Raw genomic sequence first — 23,631 nt, forward strand, 5'->3', positions numbered from 1 at the left:
GGAGGACGATCATGAGCAAGACGAACGGTTTTCGTGGCGCAAGCCTCGGTGTGCTCGCGGCCTCGATGGCTGCGGCCTTCGGTCCCGCCCTCGCGCAGGAGGACGACGAAGTGTTCCGCCTCGTCCGCCCGGAGAGCACGCTCGAATTCGGCGCCGGCCATCTCAGCGACGACGCGATCCGCTTCGGCCAGTACAGCGGGTTGAAGGCCTCCGGACTGTACGGCATCGGCAACATCGAGTTCGTCGGCCGCGACGACGCTTCGGGCACCTGGCTGCGTTTCGATGCTCGCAACCTCGGGCTGGAAAGCCGCGAGCTGCGTTTCGAGCGCGAGCGCCAGGGCGACTGGCGCTACTCGATCGAGTACGCCAAGACGCCGCGCTATTCGCAGTATGAGGTCGATACCGGCCTGCTCGGTATCGGCCACGATGTGCAGACGGTGACGCCGGTCGCGGCGGGGGCGGGCTTCGACACCCGGCTCAAGACCGAGCGCGAGGGCGTCACGCTGGGAGGGCAGAAGTTCCTCGGCAGCGGGCTCGATATCCAGGTCCGGTTCAAGAACGAGAGCAAGCAAGGCGACCGTCTGTTCGGTCGTGGGCGCTTCGATCAGCGTCAGTTCCTCGCCGAGCCGATCGACCACACGATGCGCCAGCTCGACGTGATTCTCGGCTACACCGGAAACAAACTGCAGCTGTCGGGCGGGTACTACGGCTCCTTCTTCGAAAACGACAAGCGTGCGCTGACGGTCTTCCCCTTCGCGGCCGGCAACGTCGCCAACAACTTGAGCCCGATCGCCTTGCCGCCGGACAACCAGGCCCATCAGCTCTACCTGAGCGGCGGCTACAGCTTCACTCCGACGACGCGCGCCAACTTCAAGCTCGCACGCGGAATGGCGACGCAGGACGACCGCTTCGTGGTCGCATCGGTGCCGGGGCGAGCCGATCTCGACGGCCGTGTCGACACCACCCTGATCCAGGCCGGTCTCAGCGCGCGCCCGTTCAGCAAGCTGTCGCTGCTGGCGAACTTCAAGTACGAAGATCGTGACGACAAGACGCCGGTGCGGCAGTACTTTCCGAACGCCACCCCGGGTACGGTCAACGCTTTCAACGAGCCGCGCTCTCTCCAGTCGAAAGTCGGCAAGCTCGAGGCGAACTACCTGCTGCCCGCCGGTTTCCGCGTCGTCGGCGGGGTCGACCATGAAGAGCGGGATCGCACCGTCGTTCCGGTGCGGCAGGTGACTTATCGCGAACAGACGCAGGAGACCGCCTACCGCCTGGAACTGCGCCGCGCGCTGTCCGAGACCTTGAACGGCTCGATTGCCGCGGTGAAGAGTGACCGCGAAGGGTCGCGTTTTCAGGCCGACGTGGTTCCCGCCACCGGACCGGTCGCACCTTTGCACCTGGCCGACCGGGAACGCGACAAGCTGCGCCTGAAGCTCGACTGGGAGCCGCTCGAGGCCTTGTCGGTGCAATTCATGGGCGATCTTTCGCGCGACGACTACCGCAGCGCCTACCTCGGCCTCGACGATGGTCGCGCCACGTTCTGGTCGATCGACGCTGCGTACCGCTTCAACGACGCCTGGCAGGCGCTGGCGTGGGCCTCGCGGGAGTCGGTGCGGATCGACAACGACACGGTCGCCGGCGGGGTTGGCTGGTCCGCTGATGTCGCGCAGCGCACCCGGGCGTTCGGCGTCGGCCTGCGCGGAAGCCGGGGCGAGCGCTGGAAATTCGGCGGCGACCTCCAGTACTCGCGCGACCGCTCCAACTACGGGCTGAGCGGGACGCCGACCGCCACCGCCGTCCTGCCCGATGTGGAATACACGCTGAAGACGTTCAAGCTGTTCGCCGAGTACGAGATGAAACGCGACCTGGCGCTGCGCATCGACGCGGTGCATGAGCGCTGGCGCACCAACGACTGGCTGTGGGCGGTCTATCAGTATGCGGACGGCACGACGCTCGAGCAGGACGAGCGCCAGAACGTCACTTTCGTCGGCGTCTCGGTGCACTACCGCTGGCGCTGATCGCCCGCGCCGAGGTTTCGGCGCAGGCTCCGGGACGGTAGCGCACGCCAAGGCGTGCGCTACCCGACAGGCTCAGAGACGGTAGGCCGATTCGCCGTGGGCGGTGATGTCGAGCCCTTCGCGTTCTTCGTCTTCCGGCACGCGCAGGCCAACGAGGAGGTCGGCGATCTTGTAGGCGACGAAGGCGACCACCGCCGACCACACGACGGTGACGATCACGCTCCAGGTCTGGATCCACACCTGGCTGGCGATCGAGAAGTCCTCGCCGCCGGTGCCGCCCAGGCCAGGGGCGGTGAATACCCCGGTGAGGACCGCACCGAGAATGCCGCCCACGCCATGCACGCCGAACACGTCGAGGGCGTCGTCGGCGCCGAGCATGCGCTTGAGGCCATTGACTCCCCACAGGCAGACGAAGCCCGACAGCAGGCCGATGACGACGGCGCCGATCGGGCCGACCGAGCCGCAGGCCGGAGTGATCGCCACCAGCCCGGCGACCGCGCCCGAGGCCGCGCCCAGCATCGACGGCTTGCCCTTGAACAGGGCCTCGCCGATCGACCACGCCAGCACCGCGGCGGCGGTGGCGGCGAGAGTGTTGATGAAGGCGAGCGCAGCGCCGGCGGTGGCTTCGAGGTTGGAGCCGGCGTTGAAGCCGAACCAGCCCACCCACAGCAGCGAGGCGCCGACCATGGTCAGGGTCAGGCTGTGCGGCGCCATCGATTCGCGGCCGAAGCCGATCCGCCTGCCCACCAGGTAGGCGCCCACCAGGCCGGCGATGCCGGCGTTGATGTGCACCACGGTGCCGCCGGCGAAGTCGAGCGCGCCGTCCTCGAGCAGGTAGCCGCCCGGCCCCCACACCATGTGGCAGATCGGCAGGTAGCACAGGGTGAACCAGATCACCGAGAAGATCAGCACCGCGGAGAACCTCATCCGCTCGGCGAAGGCGCCGACGATCAGCGCCCCGGTGATGCCGGCGAAGGTGGCCTGGAAGGCGATGAAGGCGAACTCGGGCAGCTTCACCGTATCGGTGAAGGTGTCGGCCAGCGAATCGATGCCGACCCCGGACAGGAACAGCTTGTCGAACGAGCCGATCAGCGCGTTGCCTTCGGTGAATGCCAGGCTGTAGCCGTAGAACAGCCACAGCACCGCGTTCAGTGAGAACACCACGGTGACCTGCATCAGCACCGACAGCATGTTCTTCGAGCGCACCATGCCGCCGTAGAACAGCGCCAGGCCGGGCAGGGCCATCATCAGCACGAGCAGGGTGGCGGTCATGATCCAGGCGACGTCGCCCTTGTGCACCGCCGCGGTGGCGGCTTCGGCGGCGACGGCCGCCGCCTCCTGGGCGAAGGCGCTGCCGGCGAGCCCGGCGGCGAGCGCGGCCGGCAGCAGCGTGAACAGTTTCTTCTTCATGGTGGGGCCTCCCTTACAGCGCGTCCGGGCCGGTCTCGCCGGTGCGGATGCGGATCGCCTGTTCGAGCTCGAAGACGAAGATCTTGCCGTCGCCGATCTTGCCGGTGGCGGCGGATTTCTCGATCGCCTCGATCGCCTGTTCGAGGATGTCGTCGGTGACGGCGGCCTCGATCTTGACCTTGGGCAGGAAGTCGACGACGTACTCGGCGCCGCGATAGAGCTCGGTGTGCCCCTTCTGGCGGCCGAAGCCCTTGACTTCGGTGACGGTGATGCCCTGCACGCCGATGGCCGACAGTGCTTCACGCACTTCGTCGAGCTTGAAGGGCTTGATGATGGCGGCGATGAATTTCATGGTGGTTCTCCAGTGCGTTCGGGCGGATCAGAAGGACCTGGCGATCGAGAAGACGACGCGCTCCTCGGCCTCGTCCACGCCGTTGAGGTCGGTGTTGACGTAGTGCAGGCCGAAGTCGAAGCCGCCGTACTCCTTGTTTACCCCGACCTTCCAGTCGGTATAGTTGTCCTGGCCGCGGATGTCGCTGTAGCCGGCGTGGGCGGTGAGGATGAAGCCGCTGCCCAGGTCGTGTTCGGCGCCGAGCTCGTAGTACTGCGAGCCGTCGGAGTCGGTGTAGCCGAACAGGTCGGTGAGGCTGTGGGAATACTTGAAGCTCAGTAACTCCCACGACAGCCCGAGGTAGGCCTCCAGGGTGTGCGGCTTTTCCGCGCCGGCGCGGTAGAGCGGACCGTAGCTGCCCGGGTAGTAGTACTGCAGCAGGCCGACGTCGTAGCCGATGGCGCCGGCCTCGCCGGCGTAGCCGGCGTAGAGGTCCACTTCCAGGCTGTTGCGGACGTCGTCGGCGGCATCGGCCAGCCAGGACACGTTCGACCCCCACACGCCGGCGTAGAGGCCGCTGGCATGGGCGTAGTCGAAGCCGCCCTGCAGCGCCGGGCGCTCGTCGGTCTGGCTGATGCCGCGGAAGGCGTAGTCGGAGACCAGGGCGATGTTGGCGCTGAACGGACCGTCTTCGGCGTAAGCGGAGCCGGCGACGGGAAGGGCGGCGGCGAGGGCGGCAGCGGCAAGAGGTAAGCGCATGGTGGTCTCCTGAGAAGGGCGCGGGGTTTTCACGCCTGTTCCTAAGCAGATCGCGTGCCAGGTTTTCAAAAGCCTTGCATCGTCAAGGGAATAAGGCGGCCAGAGGGCGCTGGAGCGGAGTGCGGCGATGTGAGGGCGCTGAGGAATGCACGGATTCGGCCCGGTTTGCACCAATGCGGTGCATGTGCTTCTGCCCACCGTGCCCGCTTCCGGCGGGAGGTAGCGGCCGTGCTAGACTTCGCCGCATCTCCAACCCTTCATCGCACGCCATCATGAGCACTCCCCGCATCTTCGATGAACTCGGCGCCAAGCTTTCCGAGCTCGCCGCCAACAGCCCGGTGCGCGACATCGAGAAGAACGCCAGGGCCTTGCTCGGCAGCGCCTTCGGCAAGCTCGATCTGGTGACGCGCGAGGAGTTCGAGGTGCAGCGCGAAGTCCTTGCCCAGGCGCGGGTCAAGCTCGCCGAGCTGGAGGCGCGCGTCGCCGAACTCGAAGCCCGGCTCGCCGCCGGCGGCCGCGACAAGGGCTGAAGTCGCGTCCTGTCGACTTCCCCGGGAACTTTTCCGGAATAATCTTTTGTCATTGTCGGCGTGTTCGCTAGACTGGGCGTCCGTCCAGTCCGGAGAAGCCGATGTCGCTTGCGCTCGTGCGCGCCCGCGCCCTCGATGGCCTCGATGCGCCCGAGGTCGCGGTCGAAGTCCATCTCGCCAACGGCCTGCCCGCGTTCAGTCTGGTCGGCCTGCCCGACACCGAGGTGCGCGAAGCGCGTGACCGGGTGCGGGCGGCGATCCTGTCCTCCCAGTTCGAATTTCCCCAGCGCCGCATCACCGTCAACCTGGCGCCGGCCGACCTGCCCAAGGAAGGCGGACGCTTCGATCTGGCGATTGCGGTGGGGATTCTCGTCGCCTCCGGCCAGGTTGCGGCGGAGCGGCTCGAGGCGCTCGAGTTCTGCGGCGAGCTGTCGCTCAACGGCGCGCTGCGCCCGGTGCGCGGCGTGCTGGCGGCGGCGCTCGCGGCCGGGCGGGAGCAGCGCGCGCTGGTGCTGCCGCCCGGCAATGCGGCCGAGGCCGTGCTCGCGCGGCGCACGACGGTGCTGCCGGCGGCGAGCCTGCTCGCCGTATGCGCCCACCTGAATGCTCACACCGCGCTCGAACCGCAGCCACCCGCCGCACCCGCGGCCGAGGGCGGCCGCGCGGTGCCCGATCTCGCCGAGGTGCGCGGCCAGCTGCAGGCGCGGCGCGCGCTCGAAGTGGCGGCGGCCGGGGCGCATTCGCTGCTGCTGTTCGGCCCGCCCGGCACCGGCAAGTCGATGCTCGCCCAGCGCCTGGCCGGGGTGCTGCCGCCGATGGGCGAGGACGAGGCCCTGGAGGCGGCAGCGCTCGCTTCCATCGAGGGCGGTTTCGACCCCCGCGACTGGGGGCGGCGGCCGTTTCGCGCCCCCCACCACTCGGCTTCGGCGGCGGCGCTGGTCGGTGGCGGGGCGATTCCCCGCCCCGGAGAAATCTCGCTCGCCCATCACGGCGTGCTGTTCCTCGACGAGCTGCCCGAGTTCGACCGCCGCGTCCTCGAGGCGCTGCGCGAGCCGCTCGAAAGCGGCACGGTCACCGTGTCGCGGGCGCGCCGGCGGGCCGAGTTCCCGGCCCGCTTCCAGCTCGTCGCGGCGATGAATCCCTGCCCCTGCGGCCATGCCGGCGACCCGCGCCGGGCCTGCCGGTGCACGCCCGATCAGGTCGCGCGCTACCGGGGGCGATTGTCCGGGCCCTTGCTCGACCGCATCGATCTCACCGTCGAAGTGCCGGCGATCGACACCGAGGCCCTGCTCGGCAGTCCGGCGGGGGAACGCTCGGCGGTGGTGCGGGCGCGGGTGCAGGCGGCGCGGGAGCGCCAGCTTGCCCGCCAGGGCGGGCCGAACGCGCACCTGGGGCCGGCCGAGGTGGTGCGCCACTGCACCCCCGATGACCGCGGCGAGGCCCTGCTGCGCCAGGCGATGAAACAGCTCGCGCTGTCGGCGAGGGCGTATCATCGCGTCCTTCGGGTGGCGCGCACGCTGGCCGATCTGTCCGGGTGCGAGCGCCCCGGCGCGGCCCAGGTCGCCGAGGCGGTCCAGTACCGGCGCAGCCTCGATGCCCGCTGATCCCCGCCACGGATACCCACTGCCGCCCGCCCGTTGCGGGCCGACCGCAGCGACTCCGCGCCGGCCGCGCCGACTCCAACTCCCTGATTTCAGCTCCCTGACTCCGACTCCCTGATGCCATTGCCGTGACTCCAAGCCCGATTCCCGTGCGGCTGGCCGCCTTGCTCGCGGCGCTGGCCGCGATCGGCCCGTTCGCGGTCGACACCTACCTGCCGGCCTTCCCCCATATCCGCGCCGAGCTGGGCGCCAGCCAGATCGAGGTGCAGCAGACCCTGACCGTGTTCATGGCGATGCTGGCGCTGATGGTGTTGTGGCACGGGGCGCTGGCCGACCGTTTCGGCCGGCGCCGGGTGCTGCTCGCCGCGACCGCGGTGTTCGCCCTGGCCTCGCTGGCGTGCGCGCTGGCGCCGACGATCGAGTGGCTGTGGGCGGGGCGCGCCCTGCAGGGCATGAGCGGCGGTGCCGGGATGGTGGTCGGGCGCGCGGTGATCCGCGACCTCCACGACGGCGCCCAGGCGCAGCGCCTGATGGCGCGGGTGATGATGATTTTCGGCCTCGCCCCGGCGGTGGCGCCGCTGCTCGGCGCGGCCCTGCTGGCGCTGGCCGGATGGCGTGCGATCTTCCTGTTCCTCGCCGCGTTCGGTGCCGGCCTCGCCTGGCTGACCTGGCGCTACCTGCCCGAAACGCTCGACCCTGGCGCGCGCCAGGCGCTGCACCCGGCGTCGCTGCTGCGCGGCTATGCGAGCGTCCTCGGCCACCCCGCGTTCCTGCTGCTGGCGGTGGTCGCGGCGGTCAACTTCAACGGCTTCTTCATCTACCTGATGTCGGCGCCGGTCTTCGTCCTGGAGCATCTGCAGCTGTCGGAAACGGGCTTCGCGTGGCTGTTCGTGCCCAGCGTCGGGGGGATGATGATCGGTTCGATGCTGTCCGAGCGCATGGCCGGGCGCTGGTCGCCGCGGCGCACGATCGGCGTCGGCTTTGCGGTGATGGTCGGTGCCGCCGCGCTCAACTTCGGCGTGGCCGTGCTGCTGCCGGCCGGGGTGCCGCAGTCGGTGCTGCCGGTGGGGCTGTTCACCCTCGGGCTGGCGCTGGTGAGCCCGAGCCTGAGCCTGCTCGCACTCGACCTGTTTCCGGCCCGGCGCGGCCTGGCTTCGAGCTGCCAGGCCTTCCTCCAGCTCGGGCTGAACGCGTTCACCGCTGGCGTGCTGGCGCCGTTGCTGTGGGGCAGCACAGTGTCGCTGGCGGTGGGCATGGGGTTGTTCGTCGCCTTCGGGCTGCTCGCGTTCGCGCTGTGGCTGAGAGGCGGTTTTCCGGTCAGGCGCTGAGGGCTCCCGACTTTACGCCCGGTTCGGGCCTGCGCTACTCTGCCCGGTAATTCCTCCAACAAGACTTCAGCGGCGCTCCTGCGCGTCCTTGCAGAAGCGCGACGGCCGTGGAGACGGGCCGGTGCATACAAGGAAAACACCACACATGCTCGAAGTGGACGGCCTGGTGAAGGCCTTCGGCGGCTTTCGTGCGGTCGATGGGTGCACGATGCGGGTCAATGAGGGCGAGATTCTCGGTCTGATCGGCCCCAACGGCGCGGGCAAGACGACGCTGTTCAACCTCGTCGCCGGCGCATTGCCGCCCACCGCGGGGACGATCCGCTTTTGCGGCGAGGACGTCACCGGCCTGACCACCGCCGCCCGGTTCCATAAGGGGCTGGTGCGCACCTTCCAGATCCCGCACGAATTCCACCACCTGAGCGTGCGCGAGAACCTGATGATGGTGCCGCCGCAGCAGCCGGGCGAACGCCTGTTCGCCAACTGGCTGGCCTGGGGCCGGGTGCAGCGCGCCGAAGCGGTGGTGCGCGAGAGGGCCGACGAGACGCTCGCCTTCCTCGAATTGACCCACGTCGCCGACGAGCGCGCCGGCAACCTCTCCGGCGGCCAGAAGAAGCTGCTCGAACTCGGGCGCACGATGATGACCGAGGCCCGGCTGGTGCTGCTCGACGAGCCCGCTGCGGGGGTCAATCGCACCCTGCTGCGCAAGCTCGAGGACAAGATCCTGACCCTCAACCGCGAGCGCGGCTACACCTTCATCCTCATCGAGCACGACATGGAGATGATCGAGAAGCTGTGCCGGCCGGTGGTGTGCATGGCCGAAGGCAAGGTGCTGGTCGAAGGCGATTTCCATGCCGTGCGCTCGGACCCGCGCGTCCTCGAGGCCTACCTCGGCGAGACCCCGGTCGCGGTCGCGCGCAATGCGGCCGGGCACGAGCCGGCGGTGGAGACCCTGCGCGCGCAGGCCCTGCCGCGGGATGAGCTGTGATGGCGCTGCTCGAGATGAAGGACGTGCGCGGCGGTTACGGTGACGCCGACATCCTCCAGGGGGTGTCGATCGCGGTCGGCGAGCGCGAGATCGTGGTCATCGTCGGCCCCAACGGTGCGGGCAAGTCCACCGCGATGAAGGCGGTGTTCGGCCTGCTCAGCGTCCGTGGCGGGAGCGTCGTCTTCGATGGCGAGGACATCACCGGCTGGGCTCCCCACCGCATCGTCCAGCGCGGCATCTGCTACGTGCCGCAGGTGGACAACGTGTTCCGCGAAATGACGGTGCACGAGAACTTCGAGATGGGCGCCTTCCTGCGCCGCGGCGAGCTCGCCGCCGCCTTCGACCGTGTCTACGGCCTCTTTCCCGATCTCAAGGCCAAACGGAGGAGTCTCGCCGGCGACCTCTCCGGCGGCCAGCGCCAGATGGTGGCGATGGGGCGCGCGCTGATGCTTTCGCCGAAGCTGCTGCTACTCGACGAGCCCACTGCCGGGCTGTCGCCGAAATACATGGAGCAGATCTTCCGCATCGCCCGCGACGTGCGCGACGCCGGGGTGTCGATCCTGCTCGTCGAGCAGCACGCCAGGCAGGCGCTCGCCTTCTGCGACCGCGGCTACGTTCTCGCCACCGGCGCCAATCGCCACGAGGGCACGGGCCGCGCCCTGCTCGCCGATCGTGAAGTGGCCGAGATGTTTCTCGGCGGCTGACGGAGCCCTGGTCCATGCCCCTGCTCGACTTCCTCAACTTCTACCTGGTGCCGGGCATCGTCCTCGGCGCCATCTACGCGGTCGGCGCGATCGGCATCACCCTGGTGTTCGGCATCCTGCGCTTCGCCCACTTTGCCCACGGCGACATGGCCACCTCCGGCGCCTTCGCCGCGCTTGCCCTGGTGTCCGCCGGCATGGCGCCGTGGACTGCGCTGCCGCTGGCGATGGCGGTGACCGCGGGCGTGGCGATCGGGGTGGACAAGGCCTTCTACGACTACTTGAAGGAGCGCCCGAAGATCGTCACCGTGATGGCTTCGCTCGGCGTCGCGCTGATGTTGCGCTCGGTGGTGCAGGTGGTGTGGGGCGTGGATCCCAAGGCCTACGCCACCGGCATCGTCCGGCCGGACGACTATTTCGGCCTCCTGCTGCGCCCGCGCGAGTTGTACACGCTGGCGGCGGTCGCACTGATCGTGGTCGGCCTCGCGCTCTTCCTGGGGCGGACGAAATGGGGCAAGGCGATGCGGGCGATGTCCGACAACCCCGACCTCGCCCGCCTGTCCGGCGTCGACACCCGCAAGGTGGCGATGCTCACCTGGGCGATCGTCGGTGCGCTGTGCGCGGCCGCCGGGTTCCTGCTCGGCATCAATGCCGAAGTCCATTCGATGATGGGCTGGGAGCTGTTGCTGCCGATGTTCGCCGCCGCCATCGTCGGCGGCGTGGGGCGGGTCGGGGGTGCGGTGCTCGGCGGTCTGATCGTGGGCCTCGCCGAAGAACTGTCGATCTTCATCCTGCCGGCGCAGTACAAGGCGGCGACCGCTTTCGCCCTGCTGCTGCTGATCCTGCTCGTCCGCCCGCGCGGCCTGCTCAACGGCAAGGTGCTGTGATGGATCTCCTCGGCCTCGCCAACTACGCCGTCTTCGTCGCCATCCTGATCGGCATCTATGGCCTGCTCGCGCTCGGGCTCAACATCCAGTGGGGCTTGAGCGGCCTGTTCAACGCCGGCATCGCCGGCTTCTTCGCGGTCGGCGCGTACACTTCGGCGATCCTCACCGGCGTGCCGGCAGCGTGGCGGGTGGGCGGCTTCGAGTGGCCGCTGCTTGCCGGCTGGGCGGCGGCGATGGCGGCCGCAGCGCTGATCGCGTGGCCGATCGGCAAGGTCTGCCTGCGCTTCCGTTCCGACTACCTCGCCATCGCCACCATCGGCGTCGCCGAGATCATCCGCCTCGTGATCCGCACCGAAGGCTGGCTCACCGGCGGTGTGCGCGGCGTCACCGGGGTGCCGCGCCCGTTCGGCGATCTCGACTACATGCCGTCCCAGCTCGCCTATCTGGCGCTCGTCGCAACGCTGGTGGCGGCCGCCTACCTGCTCGTCGAGCGCCAGCTGAAAGCGCCCTGGGGGCGGATGATGCGCGCGATCCGCGACAACGAGCACGCCGCCGCGGCGATGGGCAAGGACGTCGCCGCACGCCGCCTGCAGGCTTTCGTCTTCGGCTCCGCGCTGATGGGGCTGGCGGGGGCGCTGTTCGTCCATTTCAACCGCTCGATCACGCCCGAGGCGATCGATCCGATGATCGCCACCTTCCTTATCTGGATCATGCTGATCCTCGGCGGTGCGGGCAACAACCGCGGCGCCCTCCTCGGCGCGGCGTTGATCTGGCTCGTCTGGTCGGTGTCCGAACTGCTCACCGACCGCCTGCCGACCGAGATCGCCATCCAGGCCAAATACGTGCGCGTGTTCCTCATCGGCCTCACCCTGCAGCTGGTGCTGCGCTTCCGCCCCGCCGGCCTGCTGCCCGAACGCCGGGCCGGCGGTGCGCCTCCGCCCGGGTAAGGCCGCACGCGGTTTTTCCATCCATCCCGTGCCCCGGCACATCCAGGAGGTGACAAAGTGAATAAAAAGTCCATCGCAAGCTTCGTCGGTGTGGCGCTCGGTGCCGCCGTGGCGGTCGCGCCCGCCCATGCGCAGAACGTCAGGATCGGCCTCCTCGGCGGAATTTCGGGGCCGATCGCGGCGATGGCCCCGCCGATGATCCAGGCCTCGCAGCTGGCGGTGGCGCAGATCAACGAACAGGGCGGCATCCTCAAGGGCGGCAGGCTCGAAGTGGTGGTCGGCGACAGCGCCTGCAACCCGCAGAATGCCACCGACGCCGCGACCAAGGCGGTCAACATCGACCGCATCCTCGCCACCGTCGGCCCGCACTGCTCGGGGGCGGTGCTGGCCGCGGCCAACTCGGTGACCGTGCCGGCCGGGGTGCTGATGGTGACCCCCTCGGGCACTTCGCCGGAAGTCACCAAAATCAAGGACAAGGACCTGGTGTTCCGCGCCGTGCCCTCCGACGACTACCAGGGCCGCGCCCTGGCGCGCACGCTCAAGGCACGCGGCATCACCAAGGTGGCGGTGGCCTACCTCAACAACGACTACGGCAAGGGCCTGGCCGAAGCCTTCAAGGCCGAGTTCGAGGCCGGCGGCGGCACCCTCGCGGGCTATTCCGGGCACGAGGACGGCAAGGCCTCCTACCGCTCCGACCTTGCCCAGCTCGCCCGCGGCGGTGCCGACACCCTGGTGATCTTCGACTACGGCGACGGCACCGGCCTCACCATTTTGCGCCAGGCGCTGGAGAACAATTTCTTCAAGACCTTCATCGGCGCCGACGGGATGAAGTCCGAAGCGGTGATCCGCGCGCTCGGCGAGCAGAACCTGGGCACCTTCTTCAGCTCCGCGCCGGTGGGCGAGGCTTCGGCCTCGCTCGACGCCTTCCGCACCGCGTTCCGCGCCGCTGGCGGCGATCCGGAAGCGATCTTCGTCACCACCTCCTACGACGCCGCCTTCCTCGTCGCGCTTGCGATCGAGCAGGCCGGCGGCGAGCGGAGCAAGCTGTCCGCCGCCCTGCGCGCGGTGGCTTCGGCACCGGGCGAGCCGATCCTCGCCGGCGAGTGGGCGAAGGCCAGGAGGCTGATCGCCGCAGGAAAGGACATCGACTACAAGGGCGCGGCCGGCGACCACGAGTTCGACCCGGCCGGGGACGTCCCCGGGCGCTACGCCTTCTTCAAAGTGAGCGGCGGCACCTACGAGGCCATCGCCGAGATGAAGTAGGCGCGGCGCCAGGCGCTGGCCCGGCACGCATCGAGAGCCCGGCCGGCCCGGCCCCCGCCGTTTGCATCGCGTCACCGTTCTGGCATTGAAAATCCGGCGCTCATCGTCGATGCTTGACCGAGGGGTGTTCCGCGGCGATCGCGGCCAGCGCCCCCCGTCCTGGAGAACGCACCATGAAACGCCTGCTCGGCTGCCTGTGTGCCCTGCTGTCGGCGATCGGCATCACCGCCTGCGACTACCTCAATGTCCGCCAGCTGCAGCCCGGGGTGTCCACTGCGGCCGAAGTGCGTGAGCGCTTCGGCCCGCCGCACATGGAGTGGCGCAACGAGGACGGCTCCACCACCTGGGAATACAGCCGCCAGCCCGAAGGGGTGGAGTGCTTCATGATCACCGTCGGCGGCGACGGCGTCCTGCGCGGAATCGATCAGGTATTGAACGAGGAGACCTTCGCCCGGGTCGAAAACGGCATGAACGGCGACCAGGTGCGCCGCCTGCTGGGCAAGCCGGCCTCCAGCCAGTTCTTCCAGCGCAAGCGGGAAACGGTGTGGGAATGGAAGATCGACGACGGCCAGGCCGGCGGCGAGCCGGTCTATTTCACCGTATCCTTCAACAACGACGGTCGGGTGACGGGCACCGGGCGCTACACCCGGTATCGCGGACGCTGACCGGAGCACTATCATGATGGACGCCATTTCCCGGGCTGGAGAACGGGGTCGCAGCGGGGGGCATAGCGCTTTCCGGCTGCTGCTGTGCGGCTTGTGCCTGGCTGCGGCGCTGCTCCAGCTCGGCGCGTGCACGACGCTTGCGCCGCCCCGGCCCTACACCACCGAGGCGGAAGCCCGGGCCGCGCGCGGCGAGCCCGCCCGGCGCTGGGCCAACGACGACGGCACGACCACGCTGGAATATCCCACCCAGCCTAACGGCGACACCTGCCTGATGGTGCAGGTCGATCAGGGCGGCGTCGTGCTGCGCCAGTGGGATGCGCTTGCCCCCGAGAATCTCGCCCGCGTCGCGCCCGGCCTGGACAAGGAACAGGTCTCGCGCCTGCTCGGCAGCCACCGTTCCGAGCAGCGCTTCCGCAACTCGGGCGAGGAAGTGTGGGACTGGAATATCCGCAACGACGGCCCCGGCATCGCCACCCTGTTCAACGTCCATTTCATCGACGGCAAAGTGGTGCGCACCAGCCAGACCTACGTCTTCCCGCGCGAAGGGGCGGTGCATGGCGCCTGGGGCGGGTATTACGGCTACCCCTGGGGCTGGGGGGTCGGCTGGGGCTATCCGCGGCCTTTCCACCCCTATCCGTTCGGGTATCCGTTCTTCTGGTAGCGGCCGCGGCTCGAGTGCGGCTTCGCTGCCCGGTTTCCGGCGCGCTGAAGTTTGTCCCGTGTTTGTCCCGCCCTTGGCAGGGGGGTGTGCTGCCGATAGAATCCTGCCTCTGCCGAGGAGCGCTGCGACCCCGTGACCGACCCGGGGCCAGGCTCGGCAACCGACCAACGGCGCTCACAAACCTTCAGCCGGTTTGTGGCGCCGTCCGCTTTTGTGCGTGGCGTTGCCCGGCGACCGTCGAACGACCGAGGACACCCCATGCAAGCCGATCGCAGCACCGAACTCCGCCAGCTACTCGCCGAGCGCATCCTGATCCTGGACGGCGCGATGGGGACGATGATCCAGCAGGAGAAACTGGGTGAGGCGGACTACCGCGGCGAGCGCTTCCTCGATCACCCGAAGGACCTCAAGGGCAACAACGACCTGCTGGTGCTGACCCGCCCGGAGGTGGTCGCTGCCATCCACCGCGCTTATCTGGAAGCCGGCGCGGACCTGATCGAGACCAACACCTTCAACGCCACCCGGGTGTCGCAGGCGGAATACGGCCTGGAAGCGCTGGCGTTTGAACTCAACGTCGAGGGCGCGCGCCTGGTGCGCCGGCTGTGCGACGAATACACCGCGCGAAATCCCGCGAAGCCGCGCTTTTGCGCCGGCGTGCTGGGGCCGACCTCGCGCACGCTGTCGATCTCGCCCGACGTGAACGACCCCGGCTACCGCAACATCAGCTTCGATGCGCTCGCCGACGACTACTACGATTCGGCGCGGGGGCTGCTCGAAGGCGGCGCCGACATCCTGCTGATCGAGACCGTGTTCGACACCCTCAACGCCAAGGCGGCAGTGTTCGCGGTCGAGAAGCTCTTCGACGAGATGGAAAAAAGCGGCGGTCAGCGGGTGCCGGTGATGATCTCCGGCACGATCACCGACGCTTCCGGGCGCACGCTGTCGGGCCAGACCGCGGAAGCCTTCTGGAACTCGCTGTCGCACGTGCGGCCGATTTCCTTCGGCCTCAACTGTGCACTCGGCGCCGACCAGCTGCGCCAGTACGTCGAAGAATTGGCCAATGTGTGCGACACCCATGTGTCCGCCCACCCCAACGCCGGCCTCCCCAACCCGCTGTCGCCCACCGGCTACGACGAAACGCCCGAGCACCTCGCCGGCGAGATCCGCGAGTGGGCGCGCAGCGGGCTGGTGAACATCGTCGGCGGCTGCTGCGGCACCACGCCGGCGCACATTGCCGCGATCGCGCAAGCGGTCGACGGCCTCGCCCCGCGCGCCGTGCCCACCATCGACAAGAAGCTGCGCCTGTCCGGCCTGGAGCCCTTCAACGTCGGCGCCGACAGCCTCTTCGTCAATGTGGGCGAGCGCACCAACGTCACCGGTTCCAAGGCCTTTGCGCGCATGATCCTCGAAGGCCGCTTCGACGACGCGCTCGCGGTGGCACGTCAGCAGGTCGACAACGGTGCCCAGGTCATCGACATCAACATGGACGAGGCGATGCTCGATTCGGCCGCCGCCATGGAGCGCTTCTGCAAGCTGATCGCCACCGAGCCCGACATCTCGCGCGTGCCGATCATGCTCGACTCGTCGAAGTGGTCGGTGATCGAGACCGGCCTCAAGTGCATCCAGGGCAAGGGCGTAGTCAACTCGATCTCGATGAAGGAGGGCGAGGCCGAGTTCCTGCGCCAGGCCCGGCTCGCGCGCCGCTACGGCGCCGCGGTGATCGTGATGGCCTTCGACGAGCAGGGCCAGGCCGACACCTTCCGGCGCAAGACCGACATCTGCGAGCGCGCCTACAGGCTGCTGGTCAAGCCGGTCGCCGAAGGCGGCGCCGGCTTCCCGCCCGAGGACATCATCTTCGACCCCAACATCTTCGCCATCGCCACCGGCATCGAAGAGCACGACAACTACGCTGTCGACTTCATCAACGCCGTGGCCTGGATCAAGGAGAACCTGCCGTACGCCAAGACTTCGGGCGGGGTCTCCAACGTGTCGTTCTCGTTCCGCGGCAACGACCCGGTGCGCGAGGCGATCCATACCGTGTTCCTGTACCACGCGATCCAGGCCGGGCTGTCGATGGGCATCGTCAACGCCGGCCAGCTCGGCGTCTATGACGAACTCGATCCGGCGCTGCGCGACAAGGTCGAGGACGTGGTGATGAACCGCGAGGTTGGCAAACCAGGCGGCGCCGGCGAGGCGCTGGTCGAATTCGCGCAGACGGTGAAGGGCCAGGCCAAGGAGTCGGCGCAGGACCTGGCCTGGCGCGAGTGGCCGGTCGAGGAGCGCCTCTCCCACGCACTGGTCAAGGGCATCACCGAGTTCGTCGTCGCCGACACCGAGGAAGTGCGCGCCAGGCTCGAAGCCGAAGGCAAGCCGCCGCTGGCGGTGATCGAAGGCCCGCTGATGGCGGGCATGAGCGTGGTCGGCGACCTCTTCGGCGCGGGCAAGATGTTCCTGCCCCAGGTGGTGAAGTCGGCGCGCGTGATGAAGCAGGCGGTGGCCCACCTGATTCCCTACATCGAGGCCGAGAAGCTGCGCACCGGCGCCACCAGCAAGGGCCGCATCGTCATTGCCACGGTCAAGGGCGACGTGCACGACATCGGCAAGAACATCGTCGGCGTGGTGCTCGGCTGCAATGGCTACGAGGTGATCGACCTCGGTGTGATGGTGCCGGCGGCGAAGATCCTGGAGGCGGCGAAGGCGCACGGCGCGCAGGCGGTCGGCCTGTCCGGGCTGATCACCCCCTCGCTGGAAGAAATGGCCCACGTCGCCGCCGAGATGAAGCGCCAGGGCTTCGCGGTGCCGCTCTTGATCGGCGGCGCCACCACCAGCCGCAACCACACCGCGATCAAGATCGCACCGCACTACGACCAGGCGGTGGTCTACGTGCCCGACGCCTCGCGCGCGGTGGGCGTGGTCACCGCGCTGCTGTCCGAAGGCCGGAGCGAAGCCTTCAAGGCCGAAGTCGCCGCCGACTACGAGAAGATCCGCGCGCTGCACGCCGGCAAGAAGGGCATGCAGCTGGTGAGCCTCGAGGCGGCGCGGGCGAATGCGCTGCGCACCGACTGGAGCGCCGAGCCCGTGGCCGCCTGCAGCACCGCGCGCCAGGCCGGCTACGCGCCTTACCCGCCGCCGCGCCCCAACATGCTCGGTGTGCAGGCGATCGACGTCGACCTGACCGACCTGGTCGATTACATCGACTGGGGGCCCTTCTTCCAGACCTGGGACCTCGCCGGCCGCTTCCCCGCCATCCTCGACGACGCCGTGGTGGGCGAGACCGCGCGCAGCGTGTTCGCCGACGGCAAGGCGATGCTGGACAAGATCGTCGCCGAGGGCTGGCTGCAGGCGAAGGCCGTGTTCGGCCTGTTTGCCGCCAACGCGGTCGGCGACGATATCGAGATCTACACCGGCGAGGACCGCAAGCACCTCGCCATGGTCTGGCACGGCCTGCGCCAGCAGCACGAACGCCCGGCGGGCAAACCGCACTGGTGCCTGGCGGACTTCGTCGCGCCGAAGGACTCCGGCGTGCCCGACTGGATCGGCGCCTTCGCCGTCACCGCCGGGCTGGGCATCGAGGCCAAGCTCGCCGAGTTCGAGGCCGCGCACGACGACTACCGCGCGATCCTGCTGAAGAGCCTCGCCGACCGCCTCGCCGAGGCCTGCGCCGAATGGCTGCACGAGCGCGTGCGCCGCGAATGCTGGGGTTACGCCGCCGACGAGACGCTCGACAACGAGGCCCTGATCGCCGAGCAGTACCGCGGCATCCGCCCGGCGCCGGGCTATCCGGCCTGCCCCGACCACACGGTGAAAGGGCCGCTGTTCGAACTGCTCGGCGCGCGCGAGCGTACCGGCATGGACCTCACCGAGAGCTACGCGATGACCCCGGCGGCGGCGGTGAGCGGCTTCTACTTCGCCCACCCCGAAGCCCACTACTTCGCCATCCCGAAAATCGGCCGCGACCAGCTCGAAGACTGGGCGCGCCGCACCGGCATGGCGGTGGACGAGGCCGCGCGCTGGCTGGCGCCGCTGCTCTGACGGGGGGAGTTGCGTGATCGTTCGTCCCCGCCCGCACTGGGTGCGCCTGCTGTTCGTGCGCCGCGGCTCGCTGCTGCGGCGCATCCTGTCGCAGCAGCTGTTCGTGTTCTTTCTCGCCTGCGCGGTCGTGCTCGCGCACGGCGAGCTGTTCCACTGGAAGGTCACGCTGACTTCGGCGCCGTTCTCGCTGATGGGGGTGGCGCTGGCGATCTTCCTCGGTTTTCGCATCAACACCAGCTACGACCGTTACTGGGAAGCGCGCAGGCTGTGGGGCCACGTGCTGGTCGGGGCACGCAACCTGGCCCGCCAGGCGCTGACCCTGAGCGGAGACGGCAGCAGCGTGCAAGCGCGTCCTTTCGTCCTCGGCCTGATCGCCTTCGCCGCCACGATGCGCAACGAATTGCGCGGCCGCCCCGCGGCCGACGGGCTGGGAAACCTGCTGCCGGCCGAAGTGCTCGCGCGCATGCCCGCCGCGCGCTCGGCGCCCAACCTGATCCTGCTGTGGCTCGGCGCCTGGCTGCGCGCGCGCCGCGAGGCCGGCGAGCTGACGCCGATGCTGGCGCAGCACATGGAAGCTTCGCTCGACCGCCTGGCGGAGACACTCGGCGGCTGCGAGCGCATCGCCAACACGCCGCTGCCGTTCACCTACTCGGTGATCCTGCACCGCAGCTGCTACCTGTACTGCATGCTGCTGCCGTTCGGCCTGGTCGATTCGATCGGCTGGATGACCCCGCTGGTGGTGGCCTTCGTGTCCTACACCTTCTTCGCTCTCGAAGCCTTGAGCGACGAAATCGAGGAGCCGTTCGGCACGATGGCCAACGATCTCGCCCTCGACGCCATCGTCGCCGGCGTCGACGCCAGCCTGCGTGAGATGCTTGGCGAAACCCCGCCGCCGCCGCCGCGGCCGGACGCCGAGTTCATCCTGACCTGAGGGGCCGTGCGGACTCCGGCTGTCCATTCTGCCTGCCATCTGCCGGACCTGAAATGAGGGCTGAATAGCCCCTGCCACTGTCGGGCCGGCACTGCGACCACGTCGAACTGTTTTTCACTTGTATTGCGGTGACCGACAAAGAAGCCTCGACCAAGCGTCGCTTCACCGCGTCCATCCTCGACAAGGCTCCCCCGGGGCTGCGCATCGGAGCTGAAATTCCGGTGATCGGTGTGATGCCGACTTGGTCGGTGCACCTCGACAACGTGTGCGTCGGCGACGATGCGGTGCTGGGCGAGGTCGGTGACGCCTTCATTCCGCTGCAGAACCGCTTCGGCGTGCGCCGGATCGAGCTCGCGGCGCATTGCATCGGCATGGCCGAGCGGCTGATCCAGATGATGATCGACCAGGCGAACCTGCGGAAAACCTTCGGCGTCGCCCTCGCCGACCGCCAGTCGGTGCAGAACTGGATTGCCGATTTGACCGTCGAGCTCAAGCAGGTTCGCCTGCAGCTTTATTTCACCGCGTGGAAGTCGGATCAGGGGCACAAGGATCTGCGCATCACCTCGACGAACGCCAAGTTCGGCCTCACCGAAGTCAAGGTCGCGAGCCTCGCCGGCCTCAACGGCACCCAGGCGCTGCCGCGCGCGATTCCGCAAGCAGTGGCGATGAAGATGCTGCTCACCGGCGAGATGATCAGCGCCGAAGAGGCGCTGCGCTACGGCCTCGTCAGCGACGTCGTCGAGCCGTCGGCGCTCGCCGGCCTCGCCCGCACGTATGCGGAGAAGATCGTCAGCGCGGCGCCGCTGAGTGTGCAGGCGACCAAGCAGGCCGCCGTGCTCGGCAAGGACATGCCGCTCGAGCACGGCATCCTGTACTCGCACCTGCTGTGGGGTGTGCTGCGCGACACCGAAGACCGCAAAGAAGGCTTCAAGGCCTTCGGCGAACGGCGCGCGCCGGCGTTCCGTGGTGCCTGAGGGCCGCGGGCAGACCGATGGCGGGGCGGCAATCGACCGGCCGCCCCGCGCACAGGAGACAGGAACGATGCGTCTGACGAGCAGTTTCGACGACAACCGGCCACTGCCGGAAATCCACGCCTTCGCGGTGGCCGATCCCGAGACGCACTTCCGCCTCGGCGCCAACCGCAGTCCCGGCTTCACCTGGGATAGGCCGCCCGTGGGTACGCGCTCCTTTGTCCTCGTGTGCCACGATCCGGGCGTGCCGAGCCGTTTTGACCACATCAACCGCGACGACGTCGTGATTCCGGAGTCGATGCCGCGGGGCGTCTTCTTCCACTGGGCGCTCGTTGATCTTCCCGCCACCTGCCGTGGCGTCAGGGAGGGCGAGTTCTCCGATGGCGCCGTGCCGCGCGGAAAACCCGGCCCCGCGACCCGGCACGGTGCGCGCCACGGCCTCAACGATTTCACCCGCGGCTTCGCCCAGGACCCGCAGATAGCGGGCGACTACTTCGGCTACGACGGTCCGTGTCCGCCGTGGAACGATGAGCGCGTGCACCGTTACGTGTTCACACTGTACGCCGTGGATCTGGAGTGTTGCCCGGTCGAAGGGCGATTCACCGGCCCTGATGTGCTACGGGCCATCGAGGGGCATGTCCTCGGCGAGGCCTCACTGACGGGGTGGTATACGCTTAATCCCGGGGCAGGGCTGACCGAGGTGGCGTGCGTTAATAACTGAGACTGTATAACTCCACGTTTTTCTTGCGCGGTTAAACGCGGAGTTATATAGTCCTAGTTATGGCACATATCACAACCAGCGTTGAATACGCGATTCATTGCCTTCTGTGGCTCGTCGGCTCGGATGGCAGAGCCCTGAGCAGCCGGGATCTCGCGGAGCTGCAGGGAATCTCCTCCAGTTTCGTGGCAAAGATTCTGCCAAAGCTGGAAAAGGCGGGTGTTGTCGTCGCGAATGAAGGCGTTCGTGGCGGGTATCGCCTTTCGCGCCCGCCTGAGCAGATCAGTTTTCTTCAGATCGTCGATGCAATCGAAGGCGAAAAGCCGCTGTTCGATTGCCAGGAAATCCGAAACCGCTGCGCAGTCTTCGACGACGAGCCGCCCCAGTGGGCCGTCTCAGGCGTCTGCGCAATCCACGCCGTCATGCTGAAGGCCGAACGGGCGATGCGTGCAGAGTTGGCCGCGAACACCCTGGCCGATGTCGCCGACACCTTCGAACGCAAGGCGCCGGCCGAATTCCTTGTCCAGGTCCAGGACTGGGTCAGCGATCGTATCGACAGCCGCAAACCGGGACGTCCCCCCAAGGCCTCCAAGCCGCCTTCCTGACCCCACCCGGGTTTGGCCCCCCTGCAACTCAGATCCAACTCCTGGTCCTTCGCCGGACGGGCCGGAAGTGTGCTGTCGCGCCTCTGCGACAGGGATTCCTTCGTCCGGAATTCTTCAAAGGAAAACACCCATGCGAAAACACATCCTTATCGCCGGCTCGGGCTTCGCCGGCACGTGGGCCGCGATCTCGGCTGCTCGCGCCGTCACCTTGGCCGGCAAGGAGGCGGAAGTCGCGATCACGGTCGTTTCACCTTCCGCGAACCTCGTGATTCGCCCCCGCCTCTATGAAGCGGTGATCGAGGACATGAACCCCGATATCAAGCCTTTGCTCGACGCGGTCGGCGTGCAGCACATGCCGGGTACGGTGACCGAAATCAGACCTGAGGCGCATCAGGTGGTCGTTGCCAAGGCCGATGGCAAAGCGGTGCCGATGCACTACGACAAGTTCGTGCTTGCCGCGGGTAGCCAACTGTTCACCCCGCCCATTCCGGGCCTCCAGGAACATTCGTTCAACGTGGACCAACTGGAAAATGCGCGAAAGCTCGAAGCACACATCAATTCGCTGTCGGCCCGTACGCCGACCCAGGCGCGCAATACCGTGGTGATCGCTGGAAGCGGGTTGACCGGCATCGAGGCTGCTGCGGACATGCGGGGACGATTGCAGGCAGTGCTGGGTGACGTTGCCGGGATCCGGGTCATTGTCGTCGAACAGGCATTGACCATCGCCCCGCACCTGAGCGCCGCCGCCCGTGCCGTGGTCGAGGAGGCGCTTACCGAGTGCGGGGTCGAGTTCAAGGTCGGTGCTGCCGTCGTGTCGATGAACGAGCATGGCGTCGAGTTGTCGTCGGGGGAATTTATCGAGTGCAACACCATCGTCTGGACTGCCGGTGCAAGGGCGCATGCCTTGGCCGCCCAGATACCCGGAGAACATGATCGGCTTGGCCGTCTGGTGGCCGACGCCTGCCTGCATGCCCAGGGTACGGCGGATATTTTCGTGACCGGCGATGTCGCCCGCGCGCCCACGGACGATCTCGGCAACTTTGCACTGATGTCCTGCCAACACGCAATGAGCCTTGGTCGAGTCGCCGGTCATAACGCGGCTGCGGAACTCGTCGATTTGCCGCTGTACTCCTATCGCCAGCCGAAGTATGTGACGTGCCTGGACCTGGGTCCCTGGGGCGCCCTCTACACCGAGGGTTGGGACCAGCAAGTCTCTCTGGTGCGGGAGGACGCCAAGTCACTCAAGCGGGAGATCACGACCAAATGGATTTATCCGCCGGCCCCGGATCGTGAGGCAGCATTCGCGGTCGCCAATCCCGACTTCGTCATCGTCCCGTGAACGCTCTCGGAATCTTTTGATGCCTTGCGCGTTTATCACGCCCAGACGATTTTTCCGTCGATCAGCGTCATGACGGCGCGCGTGCGCGCGAGATCTTCGGCCGTCGCCCAGTCGCCGGCGCCTTCGATCACGACCAGATCGGCGCGCCGGCCGGCTTCGATCGTCCCAGTCGCGCCCTCCTCGCCGGCCGCATGCGCGCCGCCCCAGGTGTAGAGGCGCAGCGCGTCGGTGAGCGGGATCGCTTCCTCGGCTGCGACGGCTCGGCCCGCGTCGTCGCAGCGCGCGACGGCCGCCTTCAGGCCTTCGAGCGGCGCGCAGGGCACCAGAGGCGCATCGGAGCCGAATGCGAGCGGAACGGAAAGAGTGGGGGCTGCGATGGGTCGGGAGCAACTATGCCCAGGGCTGGCGCGGCCAGTAGCAGAAGCGTGGGTTGCGCAACGACGATCACCGGATGCACGGGTGCGGCGCGGTCGAGCTCCCAGTGCGTCGGTAACCGTCCTTCGGCCAGGGCTGCCGGATCGCAGTTCGCCGCCCGCAGCCAGTTGCCCGGGCGCGCAGCGCATCGATGAGATCGGCGATGCTACGCACGTGCGGCGGCGAGCAGTCGGCGTAGCGGGTCGTCATCACGAAGGCGACCGGATGGCAGTGTGTGTTGTTGAACCCCGGAATCACTGTCGCGCCCTGGCAGTCCACGAGCCGCGTATGCGACCCGGTGAGGGCGGTACGCGCGGCGCGGTCGCCGACGTGCAGGATCCAGTCGTCCTTGATCGCGACCAGATCGGCGCCGCGCCCGCCGGAAAAGCGTTCGGGCGTGAAGGCGACGGGTTGTACAGAATCAGATCGGTATTCATTGCGCGTCGGCGGCGGCCACCTCGCGCCGCTTGACCATCAGGTAGTACTTCAGCGCTTCGCGCAGGCCGACGTGGAAGGGCGTGTGCTCGAAGCCGAA

Annotated in this window: 22 protein-coding genes and 1 riboswitch; of the genes, 17 read left to right on the forward strand and 5 right to left on the reverse strand. The window is 68.2% G+C overall.

The window, feature by feature from the left end:
• Positions 1-11 precede the first annotated feature (11 nt).
• Entirely contained in the window at positions 12-2,018 is a 2,007-nt protein-coding gene (locus MXC99_RS08865) for an MtrB/PioB family decaheme-associated outer membrane protein (RefSeq protein ID WP_247725100.1), read from the forward strand.
• A gap of 72 nt (positions 2,019-2,090) precedes the next feature.
• Here the strand turns inward: MXC99_RS08865 and MXC99_RS08870 are convergent, their stop codons facing one another.
• The 3 genes from MXC99_RS08870 to MXC99_RS08880 form a co-directional block, all read right to left on the reverse strand.
• Entirely contained in the window at positions 2,091-3,317 is a 1,227-nt protein-coding gene (locus tag MXC99_RS08870; RefSeq protein WP_282100143.1) for an ammonium transporter, read from the reverse strand.
• Positions 3,318-3,441: 124 nt separating this feature from the next.
• Positions 3,442-3,780, reverse strand: a complete 339-nt coding sequence (gene glnK / locus MXC99_RS08875) for a P-II family nitrogen regulator (protein WP_075147733.1) — start codon at positions 3,778-3,780, stop codon at positions 3,442-3,444.
• A gap of 27 nt (positions 3,781-3,807) precedes the next feature.
• Positions 3,808-4,518 (reverse strand): TorF family putative porin, encoded by a 711-nt coding sequence (locus tag MXC99_RS08880; RefSeq protein WP_247725101.1) that lies wholly within the window; start codon positions 4,516-4,518, stop codon positions 3,808-3,810.
• A gap of 272 nt (positions 4,519-4,790) precedes the next feature.
• Here MXC99_RS08880 and MXC99_RS08885 point away from each other — a divergent pair, with 272 nt between their 5' ends.
• The 16 genes from MXC99_RS08885 (at position 4,791) to MXC99_RS08960 (ending at position 22,682) form a co-directional block, all read left to right on the forward strand.
• The gene (locus MXC99_RS08885; protein ID WP_247725102.1) at positions 4,791-5,048 is read left to right on the forward strand and encodes an accessory factor UbiK family protein; all 258 of its coding nucleotides are present in this window, start codon (positions 4,791-4,793) and stop codon (positions 5,046-5,048) included.
• Between the two features lie 101 nt (positions 5,049-5,149).
• Entirely contained in the window at positions 5,150-6,652 is a 1,503-nt protein-coding gene (locus MXC99_RS08890) for a YifB family Mg chelatase-like AAA ATPase (protein WP_247725103.1), read from the forward strand.
• Between the two features lie 125 nt (positions 6,653-6,777).
• On the forward strand, positions 6,778-7,977 hold the full coding sequence (locus MXC99_RS08895) for a multidrug effflux MFS transporter (RefSeq protein WP_247725104.1): 1,200 nt from the start codon (positions 6,778-6,780) through the stop codon (positions 7,975-7,977).
• A 145-nt stretch (positions 7,978-8,122) separates the two neighbouring features.
• Entirely contained in the window at positions 8,123-8,962 is an 840-nt protein-coding gene (locus MXC99_RS08900; RefSeq protein WP_247725105.1) for an ABC transporter ATP-binding protein, read from the forward strand.
• Complete coding sequence (locus MXC99_RS08905) at positions 8,962-9,666, forward strand: ABC transporter ATP-binding protein (RefSeq protein WP_107221998.1); 705 nt, start codon at positions 8,962-8,964, stop codon at positions 9,664-9,666. The genes MXC99_RS08900 and MXC99_RS08905 overlap by 1 nt, the downstream gene beginning before the upstream one ends.
• 14 nt (positions 9,667-9,680) lie before the next feature.
• Positions 9,681-10,550 (forward strand): branched-chain amino acid ABC transporter permease, encoded by an 870-nt coding sequence (locus tag MXC99_RS08910; protein WP_247725106.1) that lies wholly within the window; start codon positions 9,681-9,683, stop codon positions 10,548-10,550.
• Positions 10,550-11,497, forward strand: a complete 948-nt coding sequence (locus MXC99_RS08915) for a branched-chain amino acid ABC transporter permease (protein ID WP_247725107.1) — start codon at positions 10,550-10,552, stop codon at positions 11,495-11,497. The genes MXC99_RS08910 and MXC99_RS08915 overlap by 1 nt, the downstream gene beginning before the upstream one ends.
• Before the next feature lie 57 nt (positions 11,498-11,554).
• Positions 11,555-12,760, forward strand: a complete 1,206-nt coding sequence (locus MXC99_RS08920) for an ABC transporter substrate-binding protein (protein ID WP_247725108.1) — start codon at positions 11,555-11,557, stop codon at positions 12,758-12,760.
• A gap of 173 nt (positions 12,761-12,933) precedes the next feature.
• Entirely contained in the window at positions 12,934-13,425 is a 492-nt protein-coding gene (bamE, locus tag MXC99_RS08925; protein WP_247725109.1) for an outer membrane protein assembly factor BamE domain-containing protein, read from the forward strand.
• 13 nt (positions 13,426-13,438) lie between these two features.
• Complete coding sequence (locus MXC99_RS08930) at positions 13,439-14,086, forward strand: hypothetical protein (protein ID WP_247725110.1); 648 nt, start codon at positions 13,439-13,441, stop codon at positions 14,084-14,086.
• A 108-nt stretch (positions 14,087-14,194) separates the two neighbouring features.
• A riboswitch (S-adenosyl-L-homocysteine riboswitch) is annotated at positions 14,195-14,269 on the forward strand.
• A gap of 75 nt (positions 14,270-14,344) precedes the next feature.
• Positions 14,345-18,118, forward strand: a complete 3,774-nt coding sequence (gene metH / locus MXC99_RS08935; RefSeq protein WP_247725111.1) for a methionine synthase — start codon at positions 14,345-14,347, stop codon at positions 18,116-18,118.
• A gap of 13 nt (positions 18,119-18,131) precedes the next feature.
• Complete coding sequence (locus MXC99_RS08940; RefSeq protein ID WP_247725112.1) at positions 18,132-19,049, forward strand: bestrophin family protein; 918 nt, start codon at positions 18,132-18,134, stop codon at positions 19,047-19,049.
• 128 nt (positions 19,050-19,177) lie between these two features.
• Complete coding sequence (locus tag MXC99_RS08945; RefSeq protein ID WP_247725113.1) at positions 19,178-20,023, forward strand: enoyl-CoA hydratase-related protein; 846 nt, start codon at positions 19,178-19,180, stop codon at positions 20,021-20,023.
• Between the two features lie 67 nt (positions 20,024-20,090).
• A complete protein-coding gene (locus MXC99_RS08950) occupies positions 20,091-20,741 on the forward strand; it encodes a YbhB/YbcL family Raf kinase inhibitor-like protein (RefSeq protein ID WP_247725114.1) in 651 nt (216 codons plus the stop codon).
• Positions 20,742-20,800: 59 nt separating this feature from the next.
• A complete protein-coding gene (locus tag MXC99_RS08955; protein ID WP_247725115.1) occupies positions 20,801-21,343 on the forward strand; it encodes an RrF2 family transcriptional regulator in 543 nt (180 codons plus the stop codon).
• A 130-nt stretch (positions 21,344-21,473) separates the two neighbouring features.
• On the forward strand, positions 21,474-22,682 hold the full coding sequence (locus tag MXC99_RS08960; protein ID WP_247725116.1) for an NAD(P)/FAD-dependent oxidoreductase: 1,209 nt from the start codon (positions 21,474-21,476) through the stop codon (positions 22,680-22,682).
• Positions 22,683-22,717: 35 nt separating this feature from the next.
• Here MXC99_RS08960 and MXC99_RS16935 read toward each other — a convergent pair whose 3' ends face one another.
• Positions 22,718-23,245 (reverse strand): amidohydrolase family protein, encoded by a 528-nt coding sequence (locus MXC99_RS16935; protein WP_282100142.1) that lies wholly within the window; start codon positions 23,243-23,245, stop codon positions 22,718-22,720.
• Positions 23,127-23,375, reverse strand: a complete 249-nt coding sequence (locus tag MXC99_RS16990; protein ID WP_348772094.1) for an amidohydrolase family protein — start codon at positions 23,373-23,375, stop codon at positions 23,127-23,129. Before MXC99_RS16990 ends, MXC99_RS16935 begins: the two co-directional genes overlap by 119 nt.
• Positions 23,376-23,631: the final 256 nt, after the last annotated feature.

It is taken from the genome of Thauera aromatica, assembly GCF_023093595.1.
GTDB classification, from domain to species: domain Bacteria; phylum Pseudomonadota; class Gammaproteobacteria; order Burkholderiales; family Rhodocyclaceae; genus Thauera; species Thauera aromatica_A.